The organism is Nocardioides sp., assembly GCF_036503465.1.
In the GTDB taxonomy this organism is placed as follows: domain Bacteria; phylum Actinomycetota; class Actinomycetes; order Propionibacteriales; family Nocardioidaceae; genus Nocardioides.
Window position 1 is genome coordinate 1 of the sequence record NZ_DASXWU010000075.1, and the last position, 23,957, is coordinate 23,957.

Sequence of the window (23,957 nt, forward strand, 5' to 3'; positions counted from 1 at the left end):
CCCGCCCAGCAGCACCCGGGCCGCGCAGGCCATGAGAGAGCCACACCGCCAGCGGTGGGCAGCCGATGAGAGAGCGACGGCCCAGGTACCTCGACCGAGCCTCGTCAGCACCCGATCGTGGCGTCAATGAAACAAGCAGCCCATGAGGGTACGCCGACAGACGGTCGCCGCTCGGCCATCCAGGGTCAGCGGGCGGGCCAACCGGCGCCGGGGGTCTCGACCGGGATGCGGACGACCTGGCCGTCCCAGTCGGTGTGGGTCATCAGCGCGGCGATGCCGGGCCAGACCGCTGCGACGGCATAGAGGTACGGCGCACCGGTGCCGCCGAGCATGCACGCGAAGCCGCCGCGGTCGAGGTCGATGGTCTGGAGCACCTCGCCGCCCTCGGCGACGCGGACGCAGTGCTGGTGGGGGACGTCGGCGTACCAGGCCGCGCCGGAGGCGTCGAGGCAGATGCCGTCGGGGTTGTCGTCGCCGAGGTCGGCCCAGATGCGACGGTCGGACAGCGATCCGTCGTCGGAGATCGTGAATCCGACCAGCTGGTGGCGGTAGGAGTCCGCGACCACGAGGGTGTGCCCGTCCGCGGTGATCGCCATGCCGTTCGGGAACGCGATGTCCTCGGCCACGACGCGGACGATCCCGTCCGGAGTCACGAGCCCGACGAGCCCGGGCTGCACGTCACCCGGCGGAGGCCCGGCCCCGAAGTCGAAGTTGCCGCTGTTGACGTAGGCGTCACCGCGCCCGTCGACGACGATGTCGTTGCACCCGAACACCGAGAGGCCCGTGAGGTCGGCGTACGTCGTCAGCCTGCCGTCGCCCTCGAGCGTGAGCAGCGCCTGCTCCTGGTTGGAGACCAGTACCAGCCGGCCGTCCGGCAGGAAGTCGAAGCACAGGGGCAGCGAGGTGTGCTCGACGATCACCTCGGTCGTTCCGGTGTCGTCGACGGCGATGACCTGCCCGCCGCTCCAGTCGCTGAACCACAGCCGGCCCTCGTGCCATCGCGGCGACTCGACGAGGCCGTAGCCGGAGCAGAGGACGTCCATGGCCCGATGCTCGCACGGGTGGGTGAGGTATCCCACGACGCACGGCATCGAGGGGTCGGTCCGGCTGCGGCAGGATGAGGCGCATGCAGTTCGGCCGCAGCTATGAGGAGTTCGAGGTCGGTGCGACGTACAAGCACTGGCCCGGCAAGACGGTGACCGAGTACGACGACCACCTGTTCTGCCTGCTCACCATGAACCACCACCCGCTGCACCTCGACGCGCACTACGCGGGCGAGACCACGCAGTTCGGGAAGAACGTCGTGGTCGGCAACTACGTCTACTCGCTGGTGCTCGGCATGAGCGTGCCGGACATCTCGGGCAAGGCGATCGCCAACCTCGAGGTCGAGTCGCTGCGGCACGTCGCGCCGACGTTCCCCGGTGACACGCTGTACGCCGAGACCACCGTGCTCGACAAGCGCGAGTCGGCCAGCAAGGACGACCGCGGCGTCGTCCACGTCGAGACCATCGGCTACAACCAGGACGGCACGGTGGTGTGCATCTTCCGCCGCAAGGTGATGGTGCCGAAGCAGAGCTACCTCGACGCCCGCGGCGGCGAGCAGCCGGGCCGGCCCGTGCCGCAGCCGGACAAGAACTGGCCCGGCCTGACACAGACCTAGCGCGGAGCAAACGCGCGGGCGAGGGGCAGGATGCCGAGCACCAGCACCATCGGTAAGGCGAACCCGAGTCGCAGGTTGCCCGCTCCGACCAGGCCGGTCATGACGGCGCCCAGCAGCGAACCGACGTAGTTGAACTGGTTGAAGCGGCCGATCACCGCATCGAGGCGTGCGTGCCGGAGTGCGGGGTCCATCTCGTCGTCCGGGCCGGAGGAGCCGGCGATCCGGGCCGCGGCCGAGAAGCTGAGCGGGGCGACCACGGCCACGCCGCCGCCCATCACCAGGAAGCCGACCACCGCCACCGGCCACACGGGGGCGAACACGGTGACCACGAGTCCGAGACAGGCGACGACGGCGCCGACGCGCAGCACCGGCACCGCGCCGTACCGCGCCACGAGTGCGTCGCCCGAGAGCCGGACGGTGCCGCTGGCGAGCAGGTAGGGGAAGACCGCGAGCGCGACCAGGGCGGACGGGGTGGGGAAGACCTTGTCGAGGTACTGCGGGCCCCAGGTGAACGCCGCGGTGTCGACCATGTAGAAGAGGACCATCGCCAGCCCGACCAGCACGATCGGCCGCCACGGCACGTGCACCTGCGGGGCCTCGGCCACCGACAGCTCGACCGACTCCCGGGCCCGCCGCAGGAACGGCGCGAACGCGACGACCAGCGGGAGGATCGCGACCACCCCGGTGGCCGAGATCGGCAGGTGCCCCATCGCGAGCGCGACGGCTGAGCCCAGGAAGCCGCCGAGGGTCCAGGAGCCGTGGAACGACGGGAGGATCGGCCGGTCGTAGAGGTGCTCGAGGGCGACGGCCTGCATGTTGGTGGTCGCGTCCACGGCGCCGAGGGATACGCCGTACACGGCCATCGAGAGCAGGAAGGCGACTCGGTCCGGTGCGACGGCGAAGAGCGGGACTGCGACTGCGATCCCGAGCAGGGCGGTGCGCAGGATCGCGGCGCTGTCCACGCGTTTGCACGCGGTCTCGGCGACCACACTGCCCAGCCCGGCGAGCAGCACCATCATCAGCAGCAGGAGCGAGAGGGTCGTGTCGCTGTAGTGCCAGTGGTCCTGCACCTTCGGCAACCGGGTCGTCAGGCTGATGAAGACGAAACCCTGGGTGAAGAAGCCGGCCGCGGCCGCGAGCCGGGACGTCGCATGCGCCCGTTCCGCGAGCCCCGGGGTCGTCGCCATGGGCGGCATCGTGGCACGGCGCACCGCCTGGCACGATGACGCCCATGGCTGACCCGTCGGGCGAGGTGTGGCTGGTCCGGCACGGCGAGACCGAGTGGAGCCGCGACGGCCGGCACACCTCGACCACGGACCTGCCCCTGACCGACGAGGGACGCCGCGTCGCGGAAGGGCTGCGCGACCGGCTCGACGACCCCGGCCACAACGCGTCGTACTCCCTGGTCCTCACGTCTCCGCGCCGGCGGGCGCGCGACACCGCCCGGCTGTGCGGCCATCCCGAGGCCGAGGTGGACGACGACCTGGCGGAGTGGGACTACGGCGACCTCGAGGGCCGCACGACCGAGGAGATCCGGGACACCTACCCCGACTGGACGATCTGGCAGGGGCCGGTGCCCGGCGGCGAGGACGCCGCGCAGGTCTCCACGCGGCTCGACCGGGTGGTCGCACGGTGCCGGGCCGTGGAGGGTCGGGTCCTGCTGTTCGGGCACGGCCACAGCCTGCGGGCGCTGGCGGCGCGGTGGCTCGAGCTGCCGGTCGCCGAGGGCCGTCACCTGCGGCTGGACACCGCGACGATCTCGATCCTGGGCTGGGAGCGCGAGACGCCGGTCGTGCTGCGCTGGAACTCCTGACCCCGAGGCCCCGGGGCGGACGCCCCTTGACCCCGCGCCGCAGCGCCGGGACCGTTGACCTCATGCCCCTCCGGACCGAGTGTCCGCGCTGTCCTGCCCCGCTCGAGGGGGCGTCCGAGGACGGCTTGGCGTGCCCGGACCACGGTGGGACGGCGGTGCTGCAGCGGCCGGACGAGGCGTCGTACGACGGCTTCGTGGAGGCGCTGTCGGCGGCCGGCGACTTCCCGACGTACCTGCCCTGGCCGATGAGCCCCGGCTGGAGTGTCAGCGACTTCGCGGTCGTGCGTGAGCCGCAGGAGTGGCAGAGCGCGCGGGCGACGATGACCTGCAGCTCGGGGACCAGCGCGCTGGACGGGCCGGTGGATGTGTTCGTGGTCAGCGAGGAGTCCGGCACCGGACTCGGGTCACGCTGCGCCGGCACCACCCATCTCGACCCCGGTCCGGAGATCGGCGCCGGGCAGCCGATGGTGCGGGTGCGGATCGGCAGCCAGTCGGTGCCGCTCTGGGTCGTCTCCACATCGTCGGAGGATCGCGAGCTCGACCGCTCGGTGGTCGCCGGCGAGGCCGATGGGCGGTGGCTGTGGGTCGTCCTGCGACCTGCTTCGGCGATGCTCCTGCTCCGCGACGAGTGGATCCTGCGCGACGTCTCGGGGATCGGCCCGCCGCTCGTCGAGATGGCCTTCGGAGGGCCGTCACCGGCCTGGTGACGGGATGGCTATCGGCGGCCGAGCGACTGGAAGCGTTGGAGCACGCTCACCGGCAGGTGCTTGCTGGCGTGGGCGATCACCTTGTAGCGCTTGGTCGGGATCGACAGCCGCTTGCCCGCGTCGAAGTCGGCGAGTGCCTCGTCGACGACCCGCTCGACGTCGAGCCACAGCGGGCCGGGCACCGCGTCGCGCCCGACGTCCATCCGCTGGTGGAACTCGGTGCGGGTGAACCCCGGCAACAGGGTCATGATGTGCACCCCGTCCTTCGCGTACTCGTGTGCCGCCCACTCGCCGAGCCGGTTCAGGTAGGCCTTCGCCGCGCTGTAGGAGCCGCGTGGCTGGGTGCCGGCGACGCTGGAGACGTTGAGGATCCCGCCGCTGTGCCGCTCGGTCATCTGCCGGAGCGCCGCGTGCATCAGGCGCATCGGTGCAGTCACCAGCACGTCGAGGTGCGCCTGCTCCTCCTCGACGGTGTTGCTCAGGAACTTCCGCTTCAGCCCGAACCCGGCGTTGTTGACCAGCAGGTCGACCGGAGGCCGGGCCGGGGAGCCCAGCGAGGAGACCCGGTCCTCGACGGCCTTCAGCTGCTCGCGGTCGACCAGGTCGGCGACGAGCACCTCGCAGGACACGGCGTACGTCGTGGTGAGCTCGTCGGCGACGCTCTTCAGCCGCGCCTCGTCACGCGCGACGAGCACGAGGTCGTAGCCGCGTCGAGCGAGGCGGTCGACGAAGACACGGCCGAGCCCCGCGGTGGGGCCGGTCACGAGCGCGAGCGGGCGGGGAGCGATCGGCGATCCGGATGAAGACATGACATCAGCCAACTCGCCGGTGCAGCGTCTGAGCAAGCTGGTTCGGCATGATGGGACGCGATGTCCACCACACCTGCACCGGTCGTGCTGGCGGTCGCCAACCAGAAGGGCGGAGTCGCCAAGACCACGTCCGTCGCATCCGTCGGAGCGGCGCTCGCCGAGCTCGGCCGATCCGTACTGCTGGTCGACCTCGACCCGCAGGCCTGCCTGACGTTCTCGCTGGGCATCGACCCGGAGGACCTCGAGCTCTCGGTGCATCACGTGCTCACCAAGGGGCTCGACCCGGCCGAGGTGATCATCGAGACCGACGACGGCGTCGACCTGCTGCCCGCCACCATCGAGCTCGCGCGCGCCGAGGCCGACCTACTCACCCGCACCGGACGCGAGCACGTGCTGAAGGGCGCGCTCGACGACGTCGCCACCGAGGGCCGCCGGTACGACTGGATCCTGCTCGACTGCCCGCCGTCGCTCGGCGTGATGACGGTCGCCGCGCTGACCGCGGCGCAGGCCGTGCTGATCCCGCTCCAGTGCGAGACGCTCTCGCACCGCGGCGTCGGGCAGCTGCTCGACACCGTGCACGACGTACGCCGGTACACCAACCGCGACCTCGAGGTGTGGGGCGTGCTGCCGACGCTGTACGACGGGCGCACCCAGCATGCGCGCACGGTGCTGGAGACGATCTCGGAGACCTACGACCTGGAGGTGGTCGGGCCGCCGATCCCGAAGACCATCAAGTTCGCGGAGGCGCCGGCCGCAGGCCGCTCGATCCTGGCCACCAGCCGCAGCAGCAAGGGCGCTCGCGCCTACCGCGAGGTCGCCGAGAACCTGCTCCGCCGCAGCACGGTGCCGCGATGAGCACCCACCGGCGCGAGGTGCGGCCGCGGTACGGCCGGATCCTCGCGCTCGCGGTCTCGGTCACCGTGTCGGCGGTGGCGGCCCTGGCCGGACTGGGTGTGCTCGCGACCAGCACGGCCTCGGCCGGCCCCGCGGCCAGGCCGGCGTCGTACACACAGAGCACGGCCGGCGCGAGGGACGCCACCGGCGCCCAGACCGGTAAGGGCGCCCAGACCGGCACCGAGACCGGCTCCGGGACCGCCTCTCGGACCGACCCCACGACTCCGCCCGCGGGGGGACCGGGCGACCACGTCGCGAACTTCTCACATCCCGACTCGGCGGCCGACACCACGCTCCCCGCGGACAGCGGGTCCGGCCGGCGGATCGTGTTCAGCCAGAGCCGGCAGCGGGTGTGGCTGATGGGTCAGCAGCCCGACGCCGTGCAGCGCACCTACCTGGTCTCGGGCAGCGTCACCCACAACCTCCAGCCGGGCACCTACTCGGTCTACTCCAAGTCGCGGTGGGCCGTAGGGGTCGAGGACTCCGGGGTGATGCAGTACTTCGTGCGCTTCACCCAAGGCCCGACCGGGGCCGCGATCGGGTTCCACTCGATCCCGACCAAGGACGGCGTGGCGCTGCAGACCAAGGCCCAGCTCGGCACCCCGCAGTCACACGGCTGCATCCGGCAGGACATGCCGGACGCGATCGCGTTGTGGAACTTCGCGCCGGTCGGGGCGAAGGTCGTCGTCGTCGCCTGAGGCGGTGTTGAGGTCGGGCTGACTACTGCACCGGCGCTGCGGTGCCGGAGCCAGACGAACGACGGCGCCGGCGACGGTTGCGGTTGCGGGAGCCCGCGGGCCGCTCGCCGCCGCCTGCCGCGGCGACCTGCTCCGAGGGCTCGGCGGACGGCTTGGCGGCGTTCGCCGCGACGACCTTCTCGCCGCCGCGGGTGCGGGTGCGCTGCCGGTTGCGGTTGCCAGGGGCGCGTTCGCGGCGCGGACGCTCCGCGTCTCGCTCGTCGCGCTTGCCGGGGCGCTGCTCGGGCTCCGCGCGGGGCGGCACGATCCGGCCCGGTGTGTCCTTCGGGATGGCGAGGTCGTGGAAGAGGTGCTCGGAGGTCGAGTAGGTCTCCTGGGGCTCGTCGAACGGCAGGTCGAGCGCCTTGTTGATCATCTTCCAGCGGTGCAGGTCGGCCCAGTCCACGAAGGTGACCGCGGTCCCGGTGGCGCCGGCGCGGCCGGTACGCCCGATCCGGTGCACGTAGACCTTCTCGTCCTCCGGGCAGGTGTAGTTGATGACGTGCGAGACGCCCTGGACGTCGATGCCGCGGGCCGCGACGTCGGTGGCGACCAGGACCCGGAGCTTGCCGTCACGGAACTTGGTGAGCGCCCGCTCGCGGGCGATCTGCGCCATGTCGCCGTGCAACGGAGAGGCGTTGAACCCGCGCTCGGAGAGGTCCTCGGCGACGCGCTGAGCCTGGCGCTTGGTGCGGGTGAAGACCAGGATCTTGTCCGCGTCGTCGGCCTGGAGGATGCGGGCGATGATCTCGGGCTTGTCGAGGTCGTGGGCCTGGTAGATGAACTGCGCGGTGGCGGGGACGGTTGCGGAGTCGGTCACGTGCTCGGCCCGGATGTTCATCGGGTGACGCATGTGGGTGCGTGCCAGCGCGACGATCGCGCCAGGCATGGTGGCCGAGAACAGCATCGTCTGCCGGGTCTCCGGGGTCATCGAGATCAGCTTCTCGACGTCCGGCAGGAAGCCGAGGTCGAGCATCTCGTCGGCCTCGTCGAGCACGAGGGCGTGCACATGGGAGAGGTCGAGGTTCCGGCGGTTGCACAGGTCGATCAGGCGCCCGGGCGTCCCGACGACGACGTCGACCCCGGAGGAGAGGGCGTCGAGCTGGGACTCGTAGCCGACGCCGCCGTACACGGTCAGCACACGCAGTCCGCGGTCGGCGCCGGCGAGGGCGAGGTCGCCGGAGACCTGGAGCGCGAGCTCGCGGGTCGGGGCGACGACCAGCGCCTGCGGCTTGCCCTGTGGGACCTCGGAGTAGTCCGGGTCGTGCGGCGCGACGCTGCGCTGCAGGATCGGGATGCCGAAGGCCAGGGTCTTGCCGGTGCCCGTGCGGGCCTGGCCGATCAGGTCGGTGCCCATGAGGGCGACCGACAGGGTCATCTCCTGGATCGGGAAGGGGGTGGTGATGCCGGCGCGCTCGAGCGCGTCGCAGATCTCGGGGAGCACCCCGAGCTCACGGAATGTGGTCACAGTGTTCAGTTCGCTTTCGTTCGAGCCTGTCGTCCGGCGGCGGACACCTGGCTCGAACCCTCGCGCACGAGGAGCAGTCGAAACCGTTTCGCGTCTGCCGCGCACATCCAGCACCGCACGGATCTGCGGCGCGCGTCCTCACCGCTCACGCGGGGACACGGCCCAGTCTATCGGTAGCGTGTGGCCATGGCGGAATCCCAGACAGATCCGGGCGAGCCGGTCGCGGGCGCGGCGGCGTCCACGGGGCTCGGGCTGGTCTTCGAGGACGCCGACTACCGCCTGGCCGTGGTCGACCTGCTGGGTGCCATCGCCTACGGCGAGCTCTCGGCGTTCGAGCGCCTCGTCGACGACGCGAAGCTGGCGCCGAGCGTGCGCGACAAGGTCGAGATGGGCGCGATGGCGACCCTGGAGTTCGGGCATGTCGCACGGCTGCACGAGCGCATCCGCGAGCTCGGTGCCGACCCGTTCGAGGCGATGGCCCCGTTCGAGGCGGCGCTCGACCTCTTCCACACCCACACGGCGCCGGCGGACTGGTACGAGGGTCTCGTCAAGGCATACGTCGGCGACGGGCTCGCCGCCGACTTCTACCGCGAGGTCGCGGCCTACCTCGACGCCGACACCCGGGACCTGATCATCGCCTCGCTCGACGACGCGGGTCAGGCCGACTTCGCGGTACGCCACATCCGGCAGGCGATCGACGACGACCCCAAGCTCGGCGGCCGGCTCGCGCTGTGGGGACGCCGGCTGATGGGGGAGGCGCTGACCCAGGCGCAGCGGGTCGCCGCCGAGCGCGACGCGCTCAGCGCGCTGCTCGCGGGCGGCATCGACCGGCCCGGCCTCGACCTGGCTGCGATCGGCCGGATGTTCACCCGGATCACCGAGCGGCACAACGAGCGGATGGCCGAGCTGGGGCTCTCCGCCTGACACCTGCCGACGTACGGCGTGGCCTCAGCGCATCAGCCCGCGCTTGCGCCCGGTCCGCCCGGTCAGCGAGGCCGCCACCATCACGATCACGGCCGCGGCGATCACCTGGACGATGTGGCGGATCCAGTCGATGCCGCTGGTCGCGCAGCGGCCGCCGAAGACGTCGACGTACAGCCAGTTACCGACGAAGATGCCGACGATCCCGCACAGCACGGTGAGCCAGAACGGGATCCGGTCGCGGTCACCGGGGGCGACCAGCTTGCCGAGGATGCCGATAACGGCGCCGCCGATGAGCAGGAACAGGATGCCGCCCAGGCTCCAGGTGTGCCCGCACTTGACCAGCAGCGGGGCGATGGTCGCCACAGTCACGTCGTCAGCTGCTCCGGTCAGGCCTTGCGGGCTCGGCCGGTCACCGTGGCGGCGACCGCGACGAGGACCGCCGCGATGATGATCGAGACGAAGAAGGCCAGCCAGTCGATGCCACTGGTCCCGCCGAGCCAGCCGTAGCCGATGATCACGCCGACGATGCCGCAGACCACCGTCAGCCAGAGCGGGATGTTGTCACGGTCGCCGGGGGCGACGAACTTGCCGAGCAGCCCGATGATGATGCCCATCACCAGGACGAAGAGCCAGCCCATCAGAACCTCCTAGGTCGCGCTCGCTCGGGGCGGCGAGCAGTACCATTCGTGCCCTCGATCACGAGGGTTCAAACCCGGCGCGGCCGAGTTCCGGCCGGGTCCAGCGGCGTGATCAGCCGGTGACCAGCCGGTGATCAGCCCCGGAAGCCGACCTGTCCGGTGACGCCGCTGCCGATCTCCACGTAGGCGATGCTGCGCGCCGGCACCAGCAGCTGGCGCCCGCGGCTGTCGGTCAGGGCCAGGGTGCCGTCGTCGGCCAGCGCCTTGTCGAGAGCGGCCTGGATCTGCTCGGCCGACTCGGCGGCCTCGAGGACCAGCTCGCGGGGCGCGTGCTGGACTCCGATCTTGACTTCCATCGTTCTCCTTCGTGGACCGGGGGTTCGGGCGTGTCGGGGCGGGTGGGTCAGTGCTCGTCGGTCAACGGGTATCCGCGGATGCCGCGCCACGCCAGTCCACTGACCAGCTCCACGGCCTGCGACCGGCTGAGCCCGCTGGACTCAGCGACCCAGAACCGCGCACTGACCTGGGCCATTCCCACCAGCGACACCGCCAGCAGCCGCGACTGGTCGGCCGGCAGGCCGGTGTCGTCGTGGATGACGTCGGCGATCATCGCCGCGCACTCGGCGGTGACCCGTTCGACGTGCTCGCGCACCGCGGGCTCGCTGGTGAGGTCGGACTCGAAGACGAGCCGGAAGGCGCCGCGCTGGTCGGCGACGTAGGTGTAGAACGCCGCCATCGCGGCCGCGACCCGGGTCTTGTTGTCGTCGGTGGCCGCGAGCGCCTGGCGGCAGTGGTCGATGACGGCGTCGCACGCGGAGTCGAGCAGCGCCAGGTAGAGCTCGAGCTTGCCCGGGAAGTGCTGGTACAGCACCGGCTTGGAGACGCCGGCCCGCTCGGCGATGTCGTCCATCGCGGCGGCGTGGTAGCCCTGCGCCACGAACACCTCGAGCGCGGAGTCGAGCAGCTGGGCGCGGCGCTCGCGCCTGGGCAGTCGGCCACCCCGCGGCTTCTGGGCGGCGGCGTGTCCGGCGGTGCGCCCCGTGTGCTCGGTCGTGCCCACGATGGCACCCTACGGCGTCCGGATGACGGACGCGCCCGGGCACGACGTAGACGCTCGGGAACATGGAGCTCGTGACGTCTGTTGCCCTGGTGACAGACAATCGGACCTCAGCGCCGAACCCATTCCCCACAGGAGTACGCCGTGTCCCTGCCGCCGCTGGTCGAGCCCGCCGACGGGCTCACCATCGACGAAGTCCGCCGCTACAGCCGGCACCTGATCATCCCCGACGTCGGGATGGACGGTCAGAAGCGCCTGAAGAACGCCAGGGTGCTCGTGATCGGGGCCGGGGGGCTCGGCAGTCCGGCGCTGCTGTACCTCGCGGCCGCCGGGGTGGGCACCCTCGGGCTCGTCGAGTTCGACGAGGTCGACGAGTCCAACCTGCAGCGCCAGGTGATCCACGGCCAGTCCGACATCGGCAAGCCGAAGGCGCAGTCGGCGGCCGAGTCCATCGCCGAGGTCAACCCGCTGGTGGACGTCGTGATCCACGGCGAACGGCTCGACAACGACAACGTGATGCGGATCTTCGAGGGCTACGACCTCATCGTCGACGGCACCGACAACTTCGCGACCCGCTACTTGGTCAACGACGCGGCGTACTTCCTGAAGATCCCCTACGTCTGGGGCTCGATCTATCGCTTCGACGGACAGGCGAGCGTCTTCGCGCCGACCCTGAGCGAGGTCGCGGGCGAGGACCTGCCGTGCTACCGGTGCCTCTACCCCGAGCCCCCGCCGCCCGGCATGGTGCCGAGCTGCGCCGAGGGCGGCGTGCTGGGCGTGCTCTGCGCGAGCGTCGGCTCGATCCAGGTGAACGAGGCGATCAAGCTGATCACCGGCATCGGCGACCCGATCGCCGGCAAGCTGGTGATCTACGACGCGCTGGAGATGGAGTACCGCAAGCTCAAGGTGCGCAAGGACCCGAACTGCGCGCTGTGCGGCGAGAACCCCACGGTCACCGAGCTGATCGACTACGAGACGTTCTGCGGGGCGGTCTCGGCGGAGGCTTCCGAGGCGGCCGCTGGCGCCACCATCTCGGTCACCCAGCTGTCTCACCTGCTGAAGGAGCGCGACAACGGCGAGAAGGACTTCGTGCTGATCGACGTCCGCGAGCCCAACGAGTACGAGATCAACAAGATCCCCGGGTCCGTGCTGATCCCCAAGGGCGAGTTCCTCAACGGCCAGGCGATCGGGCAGCTCCCCGGGGTCGACTCGGGCAAGCAGGTCGTCCTCTACTGCAAGACCGGCATCCGGTCGGCCGAGGCGCTGGCCGTCGTCAAGGGCGCGGGGTACGCCGATGCCATCCACGTGGGTGGCGGGGTCGCGGCGTGGGTCGACCAGATCGACCCCAGCCAGCCGGCGTACTGACCCGGACCTCCGGGATCAGACCACCGGCTCGGGCTCCGGCCCGCCGGGCTCGACCGGCGCGATCGGCTCGATGCGCACCACCGCCGGCTCGTCGAAGCGCGTGTGCAGCTGCTGCACCGCGGCCCGGTAGTCCGCGGACGCGGGGAAGCCGGAGTGCTTGCTCAGGTGCGTCAGCGGTGTGAGCTGGCGCTCCGGGTCGACCGGCGGCGGGTCGAGGACCCGCCAGTCGTCGCCGCTCTCGCGGCGACCGGTCACGGCGTTGAGCGCGTCGTCCTGCACGCCGTCCGGTTCGCCGACGCGGTGCGACGTGACGGGCAGCCGTCCCGGTTCCATGGCCGACCGGTCCCACGAGAGCACCGGACCGGCGATCGGGTCGGTCTCGCGGTACAGGTTGATCCACCGATGTCCGAGCGCGGCCTGCACCCGCTCGACGAGCGCGCGGTCGACGTACGACGGGAAGCCGCGCGGGTAGGCGACCTGGAGCTGCGAGCCGTAGGTGACCAGAGCGGTGCGCTCGCGGTCAGCGCTGCCGAGCCACAGCATCGTGGCGAAGGCGATCAGGCTGCCCTGGCTGTGGGCGGACACCACCACGCGGGTCGGCCGTTCCTCCGGCGGCCGTGCCGGTGAGTTCAGGTGGAAGTCGATGCGGCGGCGCAGGTCGTGCACGGCGAACTGCGCGTACGAGGGCGGGACGAACGGGTGCGCCGAGTGCGGCCAGAACGAGATCACGTCCCAGACCACGTTGGCGCCACGCCGGGTCCCCTCTGCGCGCAGCGAGCGTCGACCGAGGACGTACAGCAGGCCGGCCAGGCTGATCAGCACATAGGTGCCGAGGTTGGTCAGGAAGGTCACCCATCCCGGCGTCTCGGCCGGCACCGGGTCGAGCCGCTGGCTCAGATAGCCGAACCACCCGAGGTGGTCGTACCAGTGCTCGACCCACGGCGTGCCCGACTCACCCAGCATCTCCACCGACGTCACAGCCGTCATCAGCAACCCGGCCACGCCATAGGTGAGCACCAGCGGTCCGATGTGCAGCTTCAGCCGCGCGACGCTCATCGCCCGGGCGATCGTTCCGACCCAGCCGTCGGGAGGCGCGCCGAGCGCACCGGTGACCACGTCGTACTCGTGCCGAGAGCGCAGGCGCATCCGCCGGCCGGTCCGCCACACCCCGGCCGCGGTGATCGCCGCTACGGCCACGACGAGGACGAGGGTGAGACCCCAGGAGAAGGCGACCCGGTAGATCAGCTCGGTCTGGGCCCGGACGCCGAGAGCCTTGGCCAGGCCGAGCACGAACGCGCCGCAGAAGCCGACACCCAGGAAGACCCCGGTGCTGGTCGCGCCCCAGGCAGCCATGCCTCCGGCGAAGCGCCGGAACATCCGTGGCTGGTCGTCCGCCGGCCTGGTGCGCACCGCCAGTGCGGCGAGCAGGACGGCCAGGAGCAGCAGGGCCGCGCCGGCGCCTGTGGCCAGCCACTGCGTGTACCGGTCGAAGTCCAGGGTCCGCGGCTGCCGGTCCGTCCCGGCCAGCACGAGCGCGGACCCGACCAGGGTCAGCCCCGACAGGATCTCCGCCCCGACCGAGATCGCGGGCAGGAGCGGCCGGAGCAGGCTCGGCGGACCGACCTGGGCGGCCCCGTCCGGGTCGCCCATGGTGGTCACGACGAGCGTGACCGCCACGAGGACCACCAGCGAGGTGCTCCAGGCGACGTGCTGCCAGGCGGACGCGAGGTGCGAGGCGTTGTCCCCGTCGATCGTCTGCCAGGTGAGGGCGCCGATCAGGGCCACGACCGACCAGGCGGCGCTCAGGTGGAACCGCCCGAGGACCGGCGAGCTGTCCGGGTCGACCCGGAAGAACTCCGGACGCATCATCCCGGTGACGCCGTCCTCCGCCGCCAGGGAGCCGGGCTCGGCCTCGCCGAACGGCGAGATCCGGTTCCGGTCTCCCAGCCAGTAGAGCCCGTAGACCGCGAGGCCTGCCAGGACCACGCCGACGGTCATCACGGGTCCGCTGGGTCTCGACTCGATCCAGGGAAGGCCGGCCGCCCACTGCCAGGCCACCAGGTCGACCAGGATCAGTCCCGCGGCGAGCGCGAAGGTGCAGGTCACGCCGATCCCGATGCCGCGGATCAGTGCCTGGACCACGGCGTACACGCGGCGAGTCGTGGCGTCGCTCCCCGGACCGGGATGCGGCACCATGAACGCCGCCGCGTTGACCAGCCCGAAGGGGATCAGGATCAGCCACAGCCCTTCGAGCCAGCTGCCCGAGGTGTACCTGCCCCAGTGGTAGCCCTCGAGGATGCGCCGCGGATCGGTCTGCACCTCGCGACCGACGCCGTCGTCCGGCCGGAAGAAGCGGCCCCACGAGTCGCCGGCCACCTGCCGTACGTGTGCGCTCTCGAGCATCACCTCCGGCGGGGTCCCGCTGACCCCGTGGATGCGCAGCTCGATCCAGCGCTGCTCGGCCCGGTGCGCGGTCGGGGGCTCCGGCGCCTGACCCGGTGTGGTTTCGGACATGGCGACTCCGAGTTCGGCGATGGTCCGACGGTAGCGCCGCAGCCGGGTCGGTGTCGTCGACCCGCGGGATGATCCCGCCCAGATCGCCCGCGATACAGCGCGCTCCGTAACCCCACGCCGGCCGGCCCGTTGGACCACCACGAGGCGCCGACCCCGCCGGCGCCGGACCTCAGGAGGCCCCATCCTCATGTCCCGACCCGTCCCTTCGCCCGCTCCGCGATCTTCGCTCCGGAAGCGAGCGTGGGCCGCTTTCGCGGTGATGGTCGCGGCCGCGCTCGCGACGGCCGTGGTGAGCCCCGCACACGCCCGGACCGCGACCACGTCGGCCCTCAGCCCGAGCGCGGCCTGGGCGCCCGCGACCACCGCGCAGATCCACCCCGGCACGATGATGTACACCGCCGGTGCCCAGTGCACCGGCAACTTCGTGTTCACCGACGGCGCGGGCAACACCTACCTCGGGTACGCCGCCCACTGCGCCGGCACGGGCACGTCCACCGACACCAACGGGTGCCAGACCGGCTCGGTGCCCCTGGGCACGCGCGTGGACCTCACGAACGACGGCAGTCTCCTCAGCGAGGGCACGGTCGTCGGCCACGGCACGCTCGCCTACAGCTCCTGGATCACCGAGCACCGGCTCGGCACGAGCGACGCGAACACCTGTGCCTACAACGACCTCGCCCTGGTGAAGATCGACGCCGGTGACGTCTCGAAGGTCAACCCGAGCGTTCCGTTCTGGGGCGGCCCGACCGGGATCGACACCGACGGCACCGCCACCGGCGACCAGGTGTGGACCTACGGCAACTCGAGCCTTCGCGCCGGGGTCTCGCAGCTCTCGCCGCACACCGGGGTCAGCCTCGGTGACCAGGCGGCTGACGGCGGCTGGAGCCACCCCCTGTACACGCTCACACCGGGCATCCCCGGCGACTCCGGGTCGGGCTTCATGACCCAGGGTGGCAAGGCCGTCGGCGTGCTCTCGACGCTGGGTCTGGCCCCGCTGCCGGCCTCCAACAACATCGGCGACCTGGCCAAGGAGCTGGCGTTCGCCCAGGCGCACTCCGGCATCGCCGGGCTGCAGCTGGTCAACGGCACGGAGCCGTTCAACCCCATCCTCTGACCCGGTTTCCGCCCGGCGTCCGACGACGCCGTCCCCCCGGTCGGCGAGCCCCTGTCCCTCGGGCGGGGGCTCGCCGGCGTCCGCGTCCCGCCGTGACCCGGGCACGACGTTCTGCGGGAACCGTGACCGCGTCGTTACCAACGTCCCCGCAGCGGCGGTTACCGTGCTTGCCGTGACTGCCAGGCGGGCGAGCGTGAGTGCGGTCGCACTGACCGTGCTGGCCGTCGGCGTGATGCTGCTGATGGTGATGTTCGCTGCCCGCAGCGGGCCGGAGAGGATCTTCGCGGGACCGCTGCACGACCCGAGCATCCGCCCGATCCAGCCGTCGTACACGCCGCCGACCTTCCCGTCGTCCAGCGGCCGATCCCGGACCGGGCTCCTCCACAGCAACCCGGTCTTCACGGCGATCGGCTGGATGGTGAAGGTGGCCTTCCTGATCCTCGTGCTCTGGCTGCTCTACCGCGGCGCGAAGCGCCTGGTCGAGGCGCTGAAGGTGGTACGCCGCCGCCCGCATCGCACGCGTCCGGAGCATGTCGACTTCGACGTCCTCGACGATCCCGAGCCGCTCGTCGAGGAGATCCGACGGGGCGCCGACGAGCAGCTCGAGCTGTTGCTCGGCGGCCATCCGCGCAACGCCATCGTCGCCTGCTGGGACCGGTTCGAGGAGCATGCCGAACGCGTCAACGCCGCCCGTAAAGCGTGGGAGACCTCCTCGGAGTTCGTCCTCCGGCTGCTCGACGCCGTCTCGGCGGACGAGGCGGCCGTCGCCCGGCTGGAGGGTCTCTACCACGAGGCGCGTTTCTCCGACCACGAGATCGACGAGGCGCGGCGGCAGTCGGCGGTCGAGGCCCTGCGCGCGATCCACGCCTCGCTCCGGGTCGGGGTGAGCTCCCGGTGAGTCCACGCCGGCGGTTCGGCCGGTGGCTCGTCCGGGGAGTCCTGGTCGTGGCCGGGGTGGCCGGCCTGACGATCTTCGCCGCCGTCGAGGACACCCACCCGCGGCCGTTGCCGACCGTCCTCCTCGTCTGCGCCGTGGTGGCGGTCTTCGGGATGCTCACGGACAGCTCGGGCGCGAACCCCGCCGACTGGTCGCCGATGAGCGAGTACGCCGGGGGAACCTCGGGGCAGGACGTCGGCCTCGCCGGCAACGTGCGTCTGCTCGAGAACCACCTGACCGCCCGTGAGATCGATCCCCTGCTGCAGGGGCGGCTGGCCAGGATGACCGGCGACAGGTTGTCCCAGCTCGGTCTGTCCCGTGCCGATCCCGCGGTGGCGCGGCGGCTCGGGCCTACGCTCACCGCAGTCCTCGACGGCTCTCCCCGTCCGCTGCGCCGGGACGAGATCGAGGAATGCATCCGACGGATCGAGGAGCTGACCCCATGACCCAGAACGCGACGGCCCCGATCTCGGTCGCCGAGGCCTCCGAGCGTGCGCGTGCGGTCCTCGACGAGGTCGAGCGGGCGCTGGTCGGCAAGCGCCTGCCGTTGACCCTGATCCTGTCCGCGGTCCTGGCCAAGGGCCACGTGCTGATCGAGGACTTCCCCGGCCTGGGCAAGACCCTCGCGGCCCGGAGCCTGGCGCGCGTCCTCGGCCTGGACTTCGCCCGCGTCCAGTTCACCCCGGACCTCCTCCCGGCCGACATCACCGGGTCGTTCCTCTACAACCAGCGGGACGGCTCGTTCGAGTTCCGCCGTGGTCCGCTCTTCACCGGCCTGCTGCTCGCCGACGAGATCAACCGGACCCCGCCGAAGACGCAGTCGGCACTGCTCGAGGCCATGCAGGAGCACCAGGTGACGGTCGAGGGTGAGACGTTCCGGCTGGCCGAGCCCTTCCACGTCCTCGCCACGGCGAACCCGATCGAGTACGAGGGCACCTATCCGCTCCCGGAGGCACAGCTCGACCGGTTCCTGATGCGGGTCAGCTTCGGCTATCCGACCGGCGAGGAGGAGCACGACGTGGTGACGCGTCGCCTGGCGCGTCAGCAGGAGGAGATCGATCTCGACCGGGTCACCGACGCCGCGGGGCTGGCGGCCATGCAGGCCGCGGTGGAGACGGTCACCCTGGACGACACCGTCGCGCGGTACTGCGTGGACCTCGCGACGGCCACGCGCAACCACAAGGACGTGCTGACCGGCTCCTCCCCGCGCGGGTCCCTCGGTCTGGCGCTGGGCGCCCGCGGGTTCGCGGTGGTCCGCGGCCGCGACTACGTGATCCCGGAGGACGTCAAGGCGGTCGCGCGTGCCGTGCTCTCGCACCGGATCACCGTCAAGCCCGAGCTCTGGATGACCCAGGCGAGCGGACCGCGCGTCGTGGATGCGGTGCTCGCCGAGGTCCCGACCCCGCGTGCCCTCGAGTCGACGTGATCGACGCGGGAAGCCGCTGGCAGCTCACCGGCAGTCTGGGCCGCGCGCTCGCGGTCGGGGGAGTGGGGCTGGCGCTGGCGCTGGCCATCGGTCGACCTGCGCTGGTGGTCGTGGTCGCGCCGTTGGTGGTGGCGGGTGCGCTGGGCCTGGTCCACAAGCCGACGCACGAGCCGATGGTCTACGCCTCGCTCGCGCACCTGCAGCTGCACGAGGGCCAGGGCACGCGGTCGCGACTGCAGGCGACCGGCACGGAGGACGTCGAGCACGTCGCCCGGGTCGCGTCCCCGCAGCCGTACATCGCGGTTCACCCCCACGAGGGGGCGCTGGGGCACCTCCTCCGCCCGGGGGAGGGTGTGGCCCCGCTGGAGATCTCGCCACGCCGGTGGGGACGCCGACTCGTCGGTGCGGAGAAGGTCGCCCTGACCAGCGCCTGGGCGGGGTACCGATGGGGTCCCACCCCGCTCGTCGGCCGGGAGATGTCGGTGCTGCCCACGCTGACCCACTTCCGGGCCGGTGGTGAGGCCCCGCAGCCGATCGGCCTGATCGGCGCCCACCGCTCCCGGCGGGACGGCGACGGCACGGAGTTCTCCTCGATCCGGGCGTTCCACCCCGGCGACCGGCTCCGCCGGATCAACTGGCGGGTCTCCCTGAAGGAGGGCAGCCTGCACGTCGAGTCCACCCGCGCGGAGGAGGACGCCGCGGTGCTGCTGATCGTGGACGCACTCGCCGACTACGGCATGTCGGGCGGCGTGGAGTCCACCGACAGCAGCCTCGACGTGACGGTGCGAGCGGCGGCAGCGCTCGCGGACCAGTACGTCGGAGGCGGCGACCGTGTCTCGCTGCGCGTGCTCAGCCCCGGTGGCGAGTACGTCGGCTACGGCACGGGCACACGGCACCTGCGGCGCATCCTGATCCTGCTGTCGAACGTCCGGCCCGGTGTCCCGCGCGACGTGGCGATCGACCAGATCGACTTCCGGACGACCGCCGGCACGGTCGTCGTGGTGATCAGCCCCATGCTCTCCGAGCCACTCGCGACGGCGACCGTCAGGCTCGCGCGCCGCGGCCTCCCGGTGATCGTGATCGACCCGCTCCCGGCCGGCACGATCCCGTCGGTCCATCCGGACGTCGACGACGAGGTGGCCGACCTGGCGTGGCGGATGCGGCTCCTGGACCGCAGTCACCTTCTGGCCCGGCTGGCGTCGTCCGGCTGCCCCGTCGTCCCCTGGAACGGCCCACGGACGCTGGAGGAGATCCTGCGCCGTCTGGCCCGCCGCGGCCAGGTTCCGCGGGTGGGCGGTGGCGCCGGATGATCCGGGGCGCGCAGCGCAGCGTGTGGGTCCTGCGTCTCGTCATGGTGCTCGGCCCGGCGGTGGCGCTCCTGGCCGGCGAAGGGGCGGGCTACACGCCGCCCACGGTGCTGATCGTGGTCGTGCTCCTGGGTGCCCTGCTGGCCGCCCTCCGCCCCGAGCACCTCTCGGTGACGGTCATCATGGGGCTCGTGGTGTTCTGGTGGGCGCTGCAGCTGCGCAGCGAGATGCCGGGCGTCGTCCTGGTCGTCGCCGCGGGTCTGATGGCCACGCACGTGGCCGCCACACTCCTCTCCTACGGACCCCCTTCGCTGCCGCTGGACCCTCAGCTCGGTCTGCTGTGGGTGGCTCGCGGCGCCCTGGCCTGGCTCGCGGCCCTGGTGGTGTGGGTGGTGGCCCGCGTCTACACCGGGCACGGCACCCCGAGCCTGTTCTGGCTGGCCGGCCTCGCGGCAGTCGTGGTCGCGGCCGTGGTGGCCGGGTCGACCGCCCCCCTCCACGGCGAAGGCAGGAGCCGATGAGCGTCGCCCGGCTCGACCACGAGCAGTACGTCGAGCTCGTCCTGAGCTGCGTCGAGCAGGTGCCACGTGGCCGGGTCACGACGTACGGCGCGATCGCCGAGGTGGTCGGCCGGATCGCCGGCGGTGGCGGACCGCGACTGGTCGGCTCGGTGATGGCCCAGCACGGCGGCCCGGTGCCGTGGTGGCGGGTGGTGCGTGCCGACGGGTCGCTGCCGCCCAGCCACGAGGTCGACGCCCGGCCGTGCTATCTCGAGGAGGGAACGCCCCTGCGTCCGACGGGGAACGTCGACATCAAGAAGGCGTTCTGGCGCCCGCCCGCGCCCGAGTGAGCTCGGCCAGCCGGGTCAGCGCCTTCGGGAAGATCTCCTCCGGCGGGTTCACGAGTCCGGCGCCGACCTGGCCGACGCCGGCCACTCGGCCGGCCATCCCGGTGTTGATCTGGGGCAGGATGCCGGTCCGGCAGACCAGCGACACGTCGATGCCGGTCGGCACGCCGGCGAACTCCAGCACCGGCACGCTCCACCGGGGGTTCTCGCCCAGTGTGATCTCCCGCATCCGCCGGGTCGTCGCGAGGGCGTCCGGGACCGAGCCGCCGACGAACCGCACGATCGCGGGGGCGGTGGCCATCGCGAAGCCGCCGAGGCCGGCGGTCTCGGTGATCGCGGAGTCGCCGATGTCGGGATTGGCGTCGTCGGGCCCGTAGTCGCCGAGATACAGACCGTCCGCCACCTGGGCCGGGCCGGTGAACCACTCGTCGCCGGTGCCCGAGACCTGGATGCCGAAGTCGGTCCCGTTGCGCGACATCGCGACGACCATCGTGGAGCCGTCGATGTCCCGCGCCGCGTCCAGCGCGAGCTTGCAGGCAGGCATCGCCAGGTTCAGGAAGAAGTGGTCGTTGCCACCGACGAACCGCAGAGCCTCGGCGACGTCGGAGGCGTCGGCGCCGCTCGCGACCAGGGCGGGCCCGAGATCACGCAGGAGCATGAGGGTGCCGGCCCGGTTGCGGTTGTGCGCCTCGTCGCCCATCTGGAGCATCTGGCCGAGGATCGCGGTCACGTCGACGGGATCGCTGCCGCGCACGGCCCGCTGCAGCAGGGGTCCGAGGACGTCACCCATCCACCGCAGACGGGTCAGCACCTCGGGTGAGTACGCGCCGTACCGGAGCACCTTGCCCAGGCCCTCGTTCAGCGTGCAGTGCGTGCGGGCGCCGGTCGCGGGGTCCTCGAGCACGAACATCCACATGCTCGGGGCCACCACCCCCGCCATCGGCCCGACGGAACGACGGTGGTGGCACGGCTCCAGCCGCACGTGCAGACCGCCCTCGAACAGCGCAGCGGCCTCCTCGGGCGTGTCCACGAGACCCTCGAGCACGGCTCCCCCCATCAGCGCGCCCCGGAGCGGTCCGGAGGCGCGCTCCCAGGTGATCGGCGGACCCGCATGCAGGAACTCGCCCCGCTCCAGGCCGATCGCCTCGTGGGCCGGGAGCACGTCGACAAGGACGGCCTGCACGCCGAGCGTCCGCTCGAGCGCGAGAGCGTTGGCCTCGGGCCGCAGCGGGTCCAGGGCGACGGTGGCCAGGTCGTCCTCGGTGCCGACCCCCGCCTCCGTGCGCAGGGGCGGCCGCCAGTCGACACGGTCGACATGTGCTGCCTGGTCGGCCACGGCGTCGGCGAGCAGGTCGATGCCGACGCTCACCACACGTTCGCTCATCGGGAGCCCTCCAGGATCTCGAGAGCGCGCCGGGTGGCGCCGGCGTTGGACAGGTGCACCTCGGCTCCCGCCGCCACCAGGGCCTCGACCTGCCGGTCGAGCCCCTGGGGGTCGTGGGCGGTGCCGACCACCGTCACCACGACGGGCGGCCGGATGCCGTCGATGGCCGGAGCCAGCGAGGCGGCGGGGTCGTCCTTCGCGCCGTGGCCGAGCACGACGTCCATCAGCACCACGCCCGTGGCGTCGTCGTCAGCGATCTCGGCGAGCCGTTCGAGGCGTAGGGTCGGGTCGATCATGGGGTGGGCGCGGCCCGTCGTGTACGCGTCGTCACCGAAGTCGACCAGCTCGTACCCCTGCACCCCCGCCGCGGTGACCAGCACGTCCGCCTCCTGCTTCATGGTGCCGCCGACGAAGAGCCCGTGCAGCCGGGTGCCGGTCGCGGCGCGTGTCTTCCCGTGCACGGGCCAGACCGGTACGTCGCGACCGAGGGTGCGCAGGACCTGCTCGGTGGCGCTGGTGAGGTCGGGACGCCCGGGGCCGAGGAGCGCCGGCAGCACCCGGGTCGAGAGCGAGCCGAGGTACGCCGTGAGCTCGTCCGCGACCGCGTCGGCCGGCGGCTTCGACACCAGCACCGCGAGCTCGACCCCGGGGTCGCGGTCGAGCCTGGCCAGGGCGGTGCGGGTGGCGAGCCCGCCGACCTCGGCCGAGAGGTCGCGCCCGCCCACGCCGTACGCCGTGCTGACGCCGACGCCCGCGTGGTCGAGCAGCGCCAGCACCTGCTGACACCCGGTCCCGGAGGCGGCGACGATGCCGACGGGTCCAGGCAGGACGACGTTGGCGAAGCCCAGGCCGAGCCCCGCGACGACGGCGGTGCCGCAGTCGGGCCCCATCACGAGCAGGTCGCGGGCCGCGGCGTACCGCTTGAGCGCGATCTCCTGCTCGAGCGGCACGTTGTCGCTGAAGACCATGACGTCGGATCCCGCCGCGAGTGCGTCCATCGCCTCCACGGCGGCGCTCGGACCGGGGACCGAGACCAGCACCAGCCCACCGGGCTCACCCCGCAGCCGAGCAGAGCGCAGGGCGCTCGCGGTCGTGCGCGGCGGCGCCTCCTCGCTCGGGCCGGCGGGAGCGCGGCGGCTGCCGGCCAGCGCCCGGTCGACCTCCACCAGGGCGGCGTCGAGCCCCCCTTCGGGGGCCAGCCGGATCGCGACGACGAGGTGGTTGACGGTCGCGTCGGCGGGGACGGTGAAGCCCATCCGCTCCAGGACCTCGACGTTGAGCGGCGTCGCCATCGCGACCTGCGCCGTCGCCACTCCGGGCAGCTGCTGCACCTGGCGGCTGACCTGCAGCAGGGTGACCGAGTCGGCGTACGTGCCGCTGCGGACCTCGACGTGGTCCTCCGTGCCGGTCGCGCTCATGCCGCGACCCCGCGTGCCAGGGCGGCGACCGCCAGGTCGATGCCGTGGGCGAGGCCGGCACCCGAGGAGTGGCCGAGGCGGACGAGCGCGGCGCGGGCTGCGTGGACGGTGGTCTCGGAGGGCGTCGCGAGCGCCCGCAGGTAGTCGCCGGCGAGGTCGGCCACCTCGCCGGCCAGCGCGCACTCGAGCAGCGTCGCGGACAGGGTCGTGGTGCGCGGCAGGGCTCGGCGTACGGCGTCGTCGACGGCGGGTGTCTCGACGCCCGCCGCGCGATGGGCGGCCAGCCAGCCGCACAGCACGTCGTCCCCGAGCGGCGTCAGCCCGTCACCGCGACCCACCAGGTCGTCGACGACCGGCGGCGCGACGTGGTCCGGCAGGGCGACGAGCCCGGCGCCGCGGGGCCGGGGGGTCCCCTGAGCAGCGGCCGGGCTCGCCGTGGGTGTCCATGCCGTGTCGAAGCGTGGCGCGCGAACATCCACGAGCCGACCGGTCACGAGGGCGCGTCCGTCCAGGTGAAGACTCCCGGAGTCAACATAAGGTCTGGAACCCGCCCCTGACGACACCCACTCGGACAGTGTCGCCAGATTGGTGCGAAGCACGTGGGGAAGGCCCGGCGCGGCCACCGCCCCGACGCCCACGGCGCGCCCGGCGACGTCGAGATGGAGGGTGTCGCGACCCGCGTGCAGCACCTCCACCGGCCCGTCGGGAGCTCGGGACAGCCAGGCCGCGACCCGCGGGGGAGCGGCCACGGGGAGGGCCACCCGGGCGTCGGAATCGGGGCTCACGCGCTCACGGTAGCGCTCCGACCTCGAGCGCAGGATCCGCGGCGAGCCCCCGCTCACGCCGAACGTTCCGACGACCCTGATCGGCGTTCCTGCGCGGAAATCCACCCGGATGGGTGTGTGATGTGCCTCACCAACCGGGGTGCTCGGTCCCCC

26 protein-coding genes are annotated in these 23,957 nt (G+C 72.2%); 14 read left to right on the forward strand and 12 right to left on the reverse strand.

Annotated elements, in window-relative coordinates; translation table 11 throughout:
- Positions 1 to 185: 185 nt before the first annotated feature.
- Positions 186 to 1,043 (reverse strand): SMP-30/gluconolactonase/LRE family protein, encoded by an 858-nt coding sequence (locus tag VGK78_RS13910; protein WP_331528260.1) that lies wholly within the window; start codon positions 1,041 to 1,043, stop codon positions 186 to 188.
- Between the two features lie 83 nt (positions 1,044 to 1,126).
- Between VGK78_RS13910 and VGK78_RS13915 the strand changes: the two genes are divergently transcribed.
- On the forward strand, positions 1,127 to 1,660 hold the full coding sequence (locus tag VGK78_RS13915; RefSeq protein ID WP_331528261.1) for a MaoC family dehydratase: 534 nt from the start codon (positions 1,127 to 1,129) through the stop codon (positions 1,658 to 1,660).
- On the opposite strand, the gene VGK78_RS13920 is transcribed toward VGK78_RS13915, so the two are convergent.
- Positions 1,657 to 2,847 (reverse strand): MFS transporter, encoded by a 1,191-nt coding sequence (locus VGK78_RS13920; RefSeq protein ID WP_331528262.1) that lies wholly within the window; start codon positions 2,845 to 2,847, stop codon positions 1,657 to 1,659. The two genes, VGK78_RS13915 and VGK78_RS13920, sit on opposite strands and share 4 nt — an antisense overlap.
- Before the next feature lie 44 nt (positions 2,848 to 2,891).
- Between VGK78_RS13920 and VGK78_RS13925 the strand changes: the two genes are divergently transcribed.
- Positions 2,892 to 3,473 carry a histidine phosphatase family protein gene (locus VGK78_RS13925; protein ID WP_331528263.1) on the forward strand — a complete coding sequence of 194 codons (582 nt, stop codon included), beginning with the start codon at positions 2,892 to 2,894 and terminating at the stop codon, positions 3,471 to 3,473.
- A 62-nt stretch (positions 3,474 to 3,535) separates the two neighbouring features.
- A complete protein-coding gene (locus tag VGK78_RS13930; RefSeq protein ID WP_331528264.1) occupies positions 3,536 to 4,180 on the forward strand; it encodes a DUF6758 family protein in 645 nt (214 codons plus the stop codon).
- Positions 4,181 to 4,188: 8 nt separating this feature from the next.
- Here the strand turns inward: VGK78_RS13930 and VGK78_RS13935 are convergent, their stop codons facing one another.
- Positions 4,189 to 4,989 (reverse strand): SDR family NAD(P)-dependent oxidoreductase, encoded by an 801-nt coding sequence (locus tag VGK78_RS13935; protein WP_331528265.1) that lies wholly within the window; start codon positions 4,987 to 4,989, stop codon positions 4,189 to 4,191.
- Between the two features lie 60 nt (positions 4,990 to 5,049).
- Between VGK78_RS13935 and VGK78_RS13940 the strand changes: the two genes are divergently transcribed.
- On the forward strand, positions 5,050 to 5,844 hold the full coding sequence (locus VGK78_RS13940) for a ParA family protein (RefSeq protein WP_331528266.1): 795 nt from the start codon (positions 5,050 to 5,052) through the stop codon (positions 5,842 to 5,844).
- Positions 5,841 to 6,581, forward strand: a complete 741-nt coding sequence (locus VGK78_RS13945) for a L,D-transpeptidase (RefSeq protein WP_331528267.1) — start codon at positions 5,841 to 5,843, stop codon at positions 6,579 to 6,581. The genes VGK78_RS13940 and VGK78_RS13945 overlap by 4 nt, the downstream gene beginning before the upstream one ends.
- Before the next feature lie 22 nt (positions 6,582 to 6,603).
- On the opposite strand, the gene VGK78_RS13950 is transcribed toward VGK78_RS13945, so the two are convergent.
- A complete protein-coding gene (locus VGK78_RS13950) occupies positions 6,604 to 7,998 on the reverse strand; it encodes a DEAD/DEAH box helicase (protein WP_331528286.1) in 1,395 nt (464 codons plus the stop codon).
- 276 nt (positions 7,999 to 8,274) lie between these two features.
- Here VGK78_RS13950 and VGK78_RS13955 point away from each other — a divergent pair, with 276 nt between their 5' ends.
- Positions 8,275 to 9,012: a ferritin-like fold-containing protein gene (locus tag VGK78_RS13955; protein ID WP_331528268.1), complete on the forward strand. Its 738-nt coding sequence runs from the start codon at positions 8,275 to 8,277 to the stop codon at positions 9,010 to 9,012.
- Between the two features lie 24 nt (positions 9,013 to 9,036).
- Here VGK78_RS13955 and VGK78_RS13960 read toward each other — a convergent pair whose 3' ends face one another.
- From VGK78_RS13960 to VGK78_RS13975, 4 genes are all read right to left on the reverse strand, one after another.
- Positions 9,037 to 9,381, reverse strand: a complete 345-nt coding sequence (locus VGK78_RS13960; protein WP_331528269.1) for a GlsB/YeaQ/YmgE family stress response membrane protein — start codon at positions 9,379 to 9,381, stop codon at positions 9,037 to 9,039.
- 17 nt (positions 9,382 to 9,398) lie between these two features.
- Positions 9,399 to 9,650: a GlsB/YeaQ/YmgE family stress response membrane protein gene (locus tag VGK78_RS13965; RefSeq protein WP_331528270.1), complete on the reverse strand. Its 252-nt coding sequence runs from the start codon at positions 9,648 to 9,650 to the stop codon at positions 9,399 to 9,401.
- 134 nt (positions 9,651 to 9,784) lie between these two features.
- Positions 9,785 to 10,006: a DUF3107 domain-containing protein gene (locus VGK78_RS13970; protein ID WP_331528271.1), complete on the reverse strand. Its 222-nt coding sequence runs from the start codon at positions 10,004 to 10,006 to the stop codon at positions 9,785 to 9,787.
- 47 nt (positions 10,007 to 10,053) lie between these two features.
- Positions 10,054 to 10,710 (reverse strand): TetR/AcrR family transcriptional regulator, encoded by a 657-nt coding sequence (locus tag VGK78_RS13975; RefSeq protein WP_331528272.1) that lies wholly within the window; start codon positions 10,708 to 10,710, stop codon positions 10,054 to 10,056.
- Between the two features lie 141 nt (positions 10,711 to 10,851).
- Here VGK78_RS13975 and moeZ point away from each other — a divergent pair, with 141 nt between their 5' ends.
- A complete protein-coding gene (gene moeZ, locus VGK78_RS13980; RefSeq protein WP_331528273.1) occupies positions 10,852 to 12,072 on the forward strand; it encodes an adenylyltransferase/sulfurtransferase MoeZ in 1,221 nt (406 codons plus the stop codon).
- A gap of 15 nt (positions 12,073 to 12,087) precedes the next feature.
- Here the strand turns inward: moeZ and VGK78_RS13985 are convergent, their stop codons facing one another.
- Entirely contained in the window at positions 12,088 to 14,586 is a 2,499-nt protein-coding gene (locus VGK78_RS13985; RefSeq protein WP_331528274.1) for a hypothetical protein, read from the reverse strand.
- A 259-nt stretch (positions 14,587 to 14,845) separates the two neighbouring features.
- Here VGK78_RS13985 and VGK78_RS13990 point away from each other — a divergent pair, with 259 nt between their 5' ends.
- From VGK78_RS13990 to VGK78_RS14020, 7 genes are all read left to right on the forward strand, one after another.
- A complete protein-coding gene (locus VGK78_RS13990; protein ID WP_331528287.1) occupies positions 14,846 to 15,700 on the forward strand; it encodes a hypothetical protein in 855 nt (284 codons plus the stop codon).
- A gap of 172 nt (positions 15,701 to 15,872) precedes the next feature.
- On the forward strand, positions 15,873 to 16,598 hold the full coding sequence (locus tag VGK78_RS13995; RefSeq protein WP_331528275.1) for a DUF4129 domain-containing protein: 726 nt from the start codon (positions 15,873 to 15,875) through the stop codon (positions 16,596 to 16,598).
- A complete protein-coding gene (locus VGK78_RS14000) occupies positions 16,595 to 17,083 on the forward strand; it encodes a hypothetical protein (RefSeq protein WP_331528276.1) in 489 nt (162 codons plus the stop codon). The genes VGK78_RS13995 and VGK78_RS14000 overlap by 4 nt, the downstream gene beginning before the upstream one ends.
- Positions 17,080 to 18,063 (forward strand): AAA family ATPase, encoded by a 984-nt coding sequence (locus VGK78_RS14005; protein WP_331528277.1) that lies wholly within the window; start codon positions 17,080 to 17,082, stop codon positions 18,061 to 18,063. The genes VGK78_RS14000 and VGK78_RS14005 overlap by 4 nt, the downstream gene beginning before the upstream one ends.
- Positions 18,060 to 19,373, forward strand: coding sequence for a DUF58 domain-containing protein (locus VGK78_RS14010; protein ID WP_331528278.1), 1,314 nt, complete (start codon positions 18,060 to 18,062; stop codon positions 19,371 to 19,373). Before VGK78_RS14005 ends, VGK78_RS14010 begins: the two co-directional genes overlap by 4 nt.
- Positions 19,370 to 19,891, forward strand: coding sequence for a hypothetical protein (locus tag VGK78_RS14015; RefSeq protein ID WP_331528280.1), 522 nt, complete (start codon positions 19,370 to 19,372; stop codon positions 19,889 to 19,891). The genes VGK78_RS14010 and VGK78_RS14015 overlap by 4 nt, the downstream gene beginning before the upstream one ends.
- The gene (locus VGK78_RS14020; protein WP_331528282.1) at positions 19,888 to 20,220 is read left to right on the forward strand and encodes an MGMT family protein; all 333 of its coding nucleotides are present in this window, start codon (positions 19,888 to 19,890) and stop codon (positions 20,218 to 20,220) included. The genes VGK78_RS14015 and VGK78_RS14020 overlap by 4 nt, the downstream gene beginning before the upstream one ends.
- Here VGK78_RS14020 and VGK78_RS14025 read toward each other — a convergent pair.
- From VGK78_RS14025 to VGK78_RS14035, 3 genes are read right to left on the reverse strand one after another with little or no spacing between them, the layout of a single operon-like run.
- A complete protein-coding gene (locus tag VGK78_RS14025; protein ID WP_331528283.1) occupies positions 20,183 to 21,601 on the reverse strand; it encodes a DUF1116 domain-containing protein in 1,419 nt (472 codons plus the stop codon). The genes VGK78_RS14020 and VGK78_RS14025 overlap by 38 nt on opposite strands.
- Positions 21,598 to 23,019, reverse strand: coding sequence for an FdrA family protein (locus VGK78_RS14030; protein ID WP_331528284.1), 1,422 nt, complete (start codon positions 23,017 to 23,019; stop codon positions 21,598 to 21,600). The genes VGK78_RS14025 and VGK78_RS14030 overlap by 4 nt, the downstream gene beginning before the upstream one ends.
- Positions 23,016 to 23,804: a DUF2877 domain-containing protein gene (locus VGK78_RS14035; RefSeq protein ID WP_331528285.1), complete on the reverse strand. Its 789-nt coding sequence runs from the start codon at positions 23,802 to 23,804 to the stop codon at positions 23,016 to 23,018. The genes VGK78_RS14030 and VGK78_RS14035 overlap by 4 nt, the downstream gene beginning before the upstream one ends.
- Positions 23,805 to 23,957 lie beyond the last annotated feature (153 nt).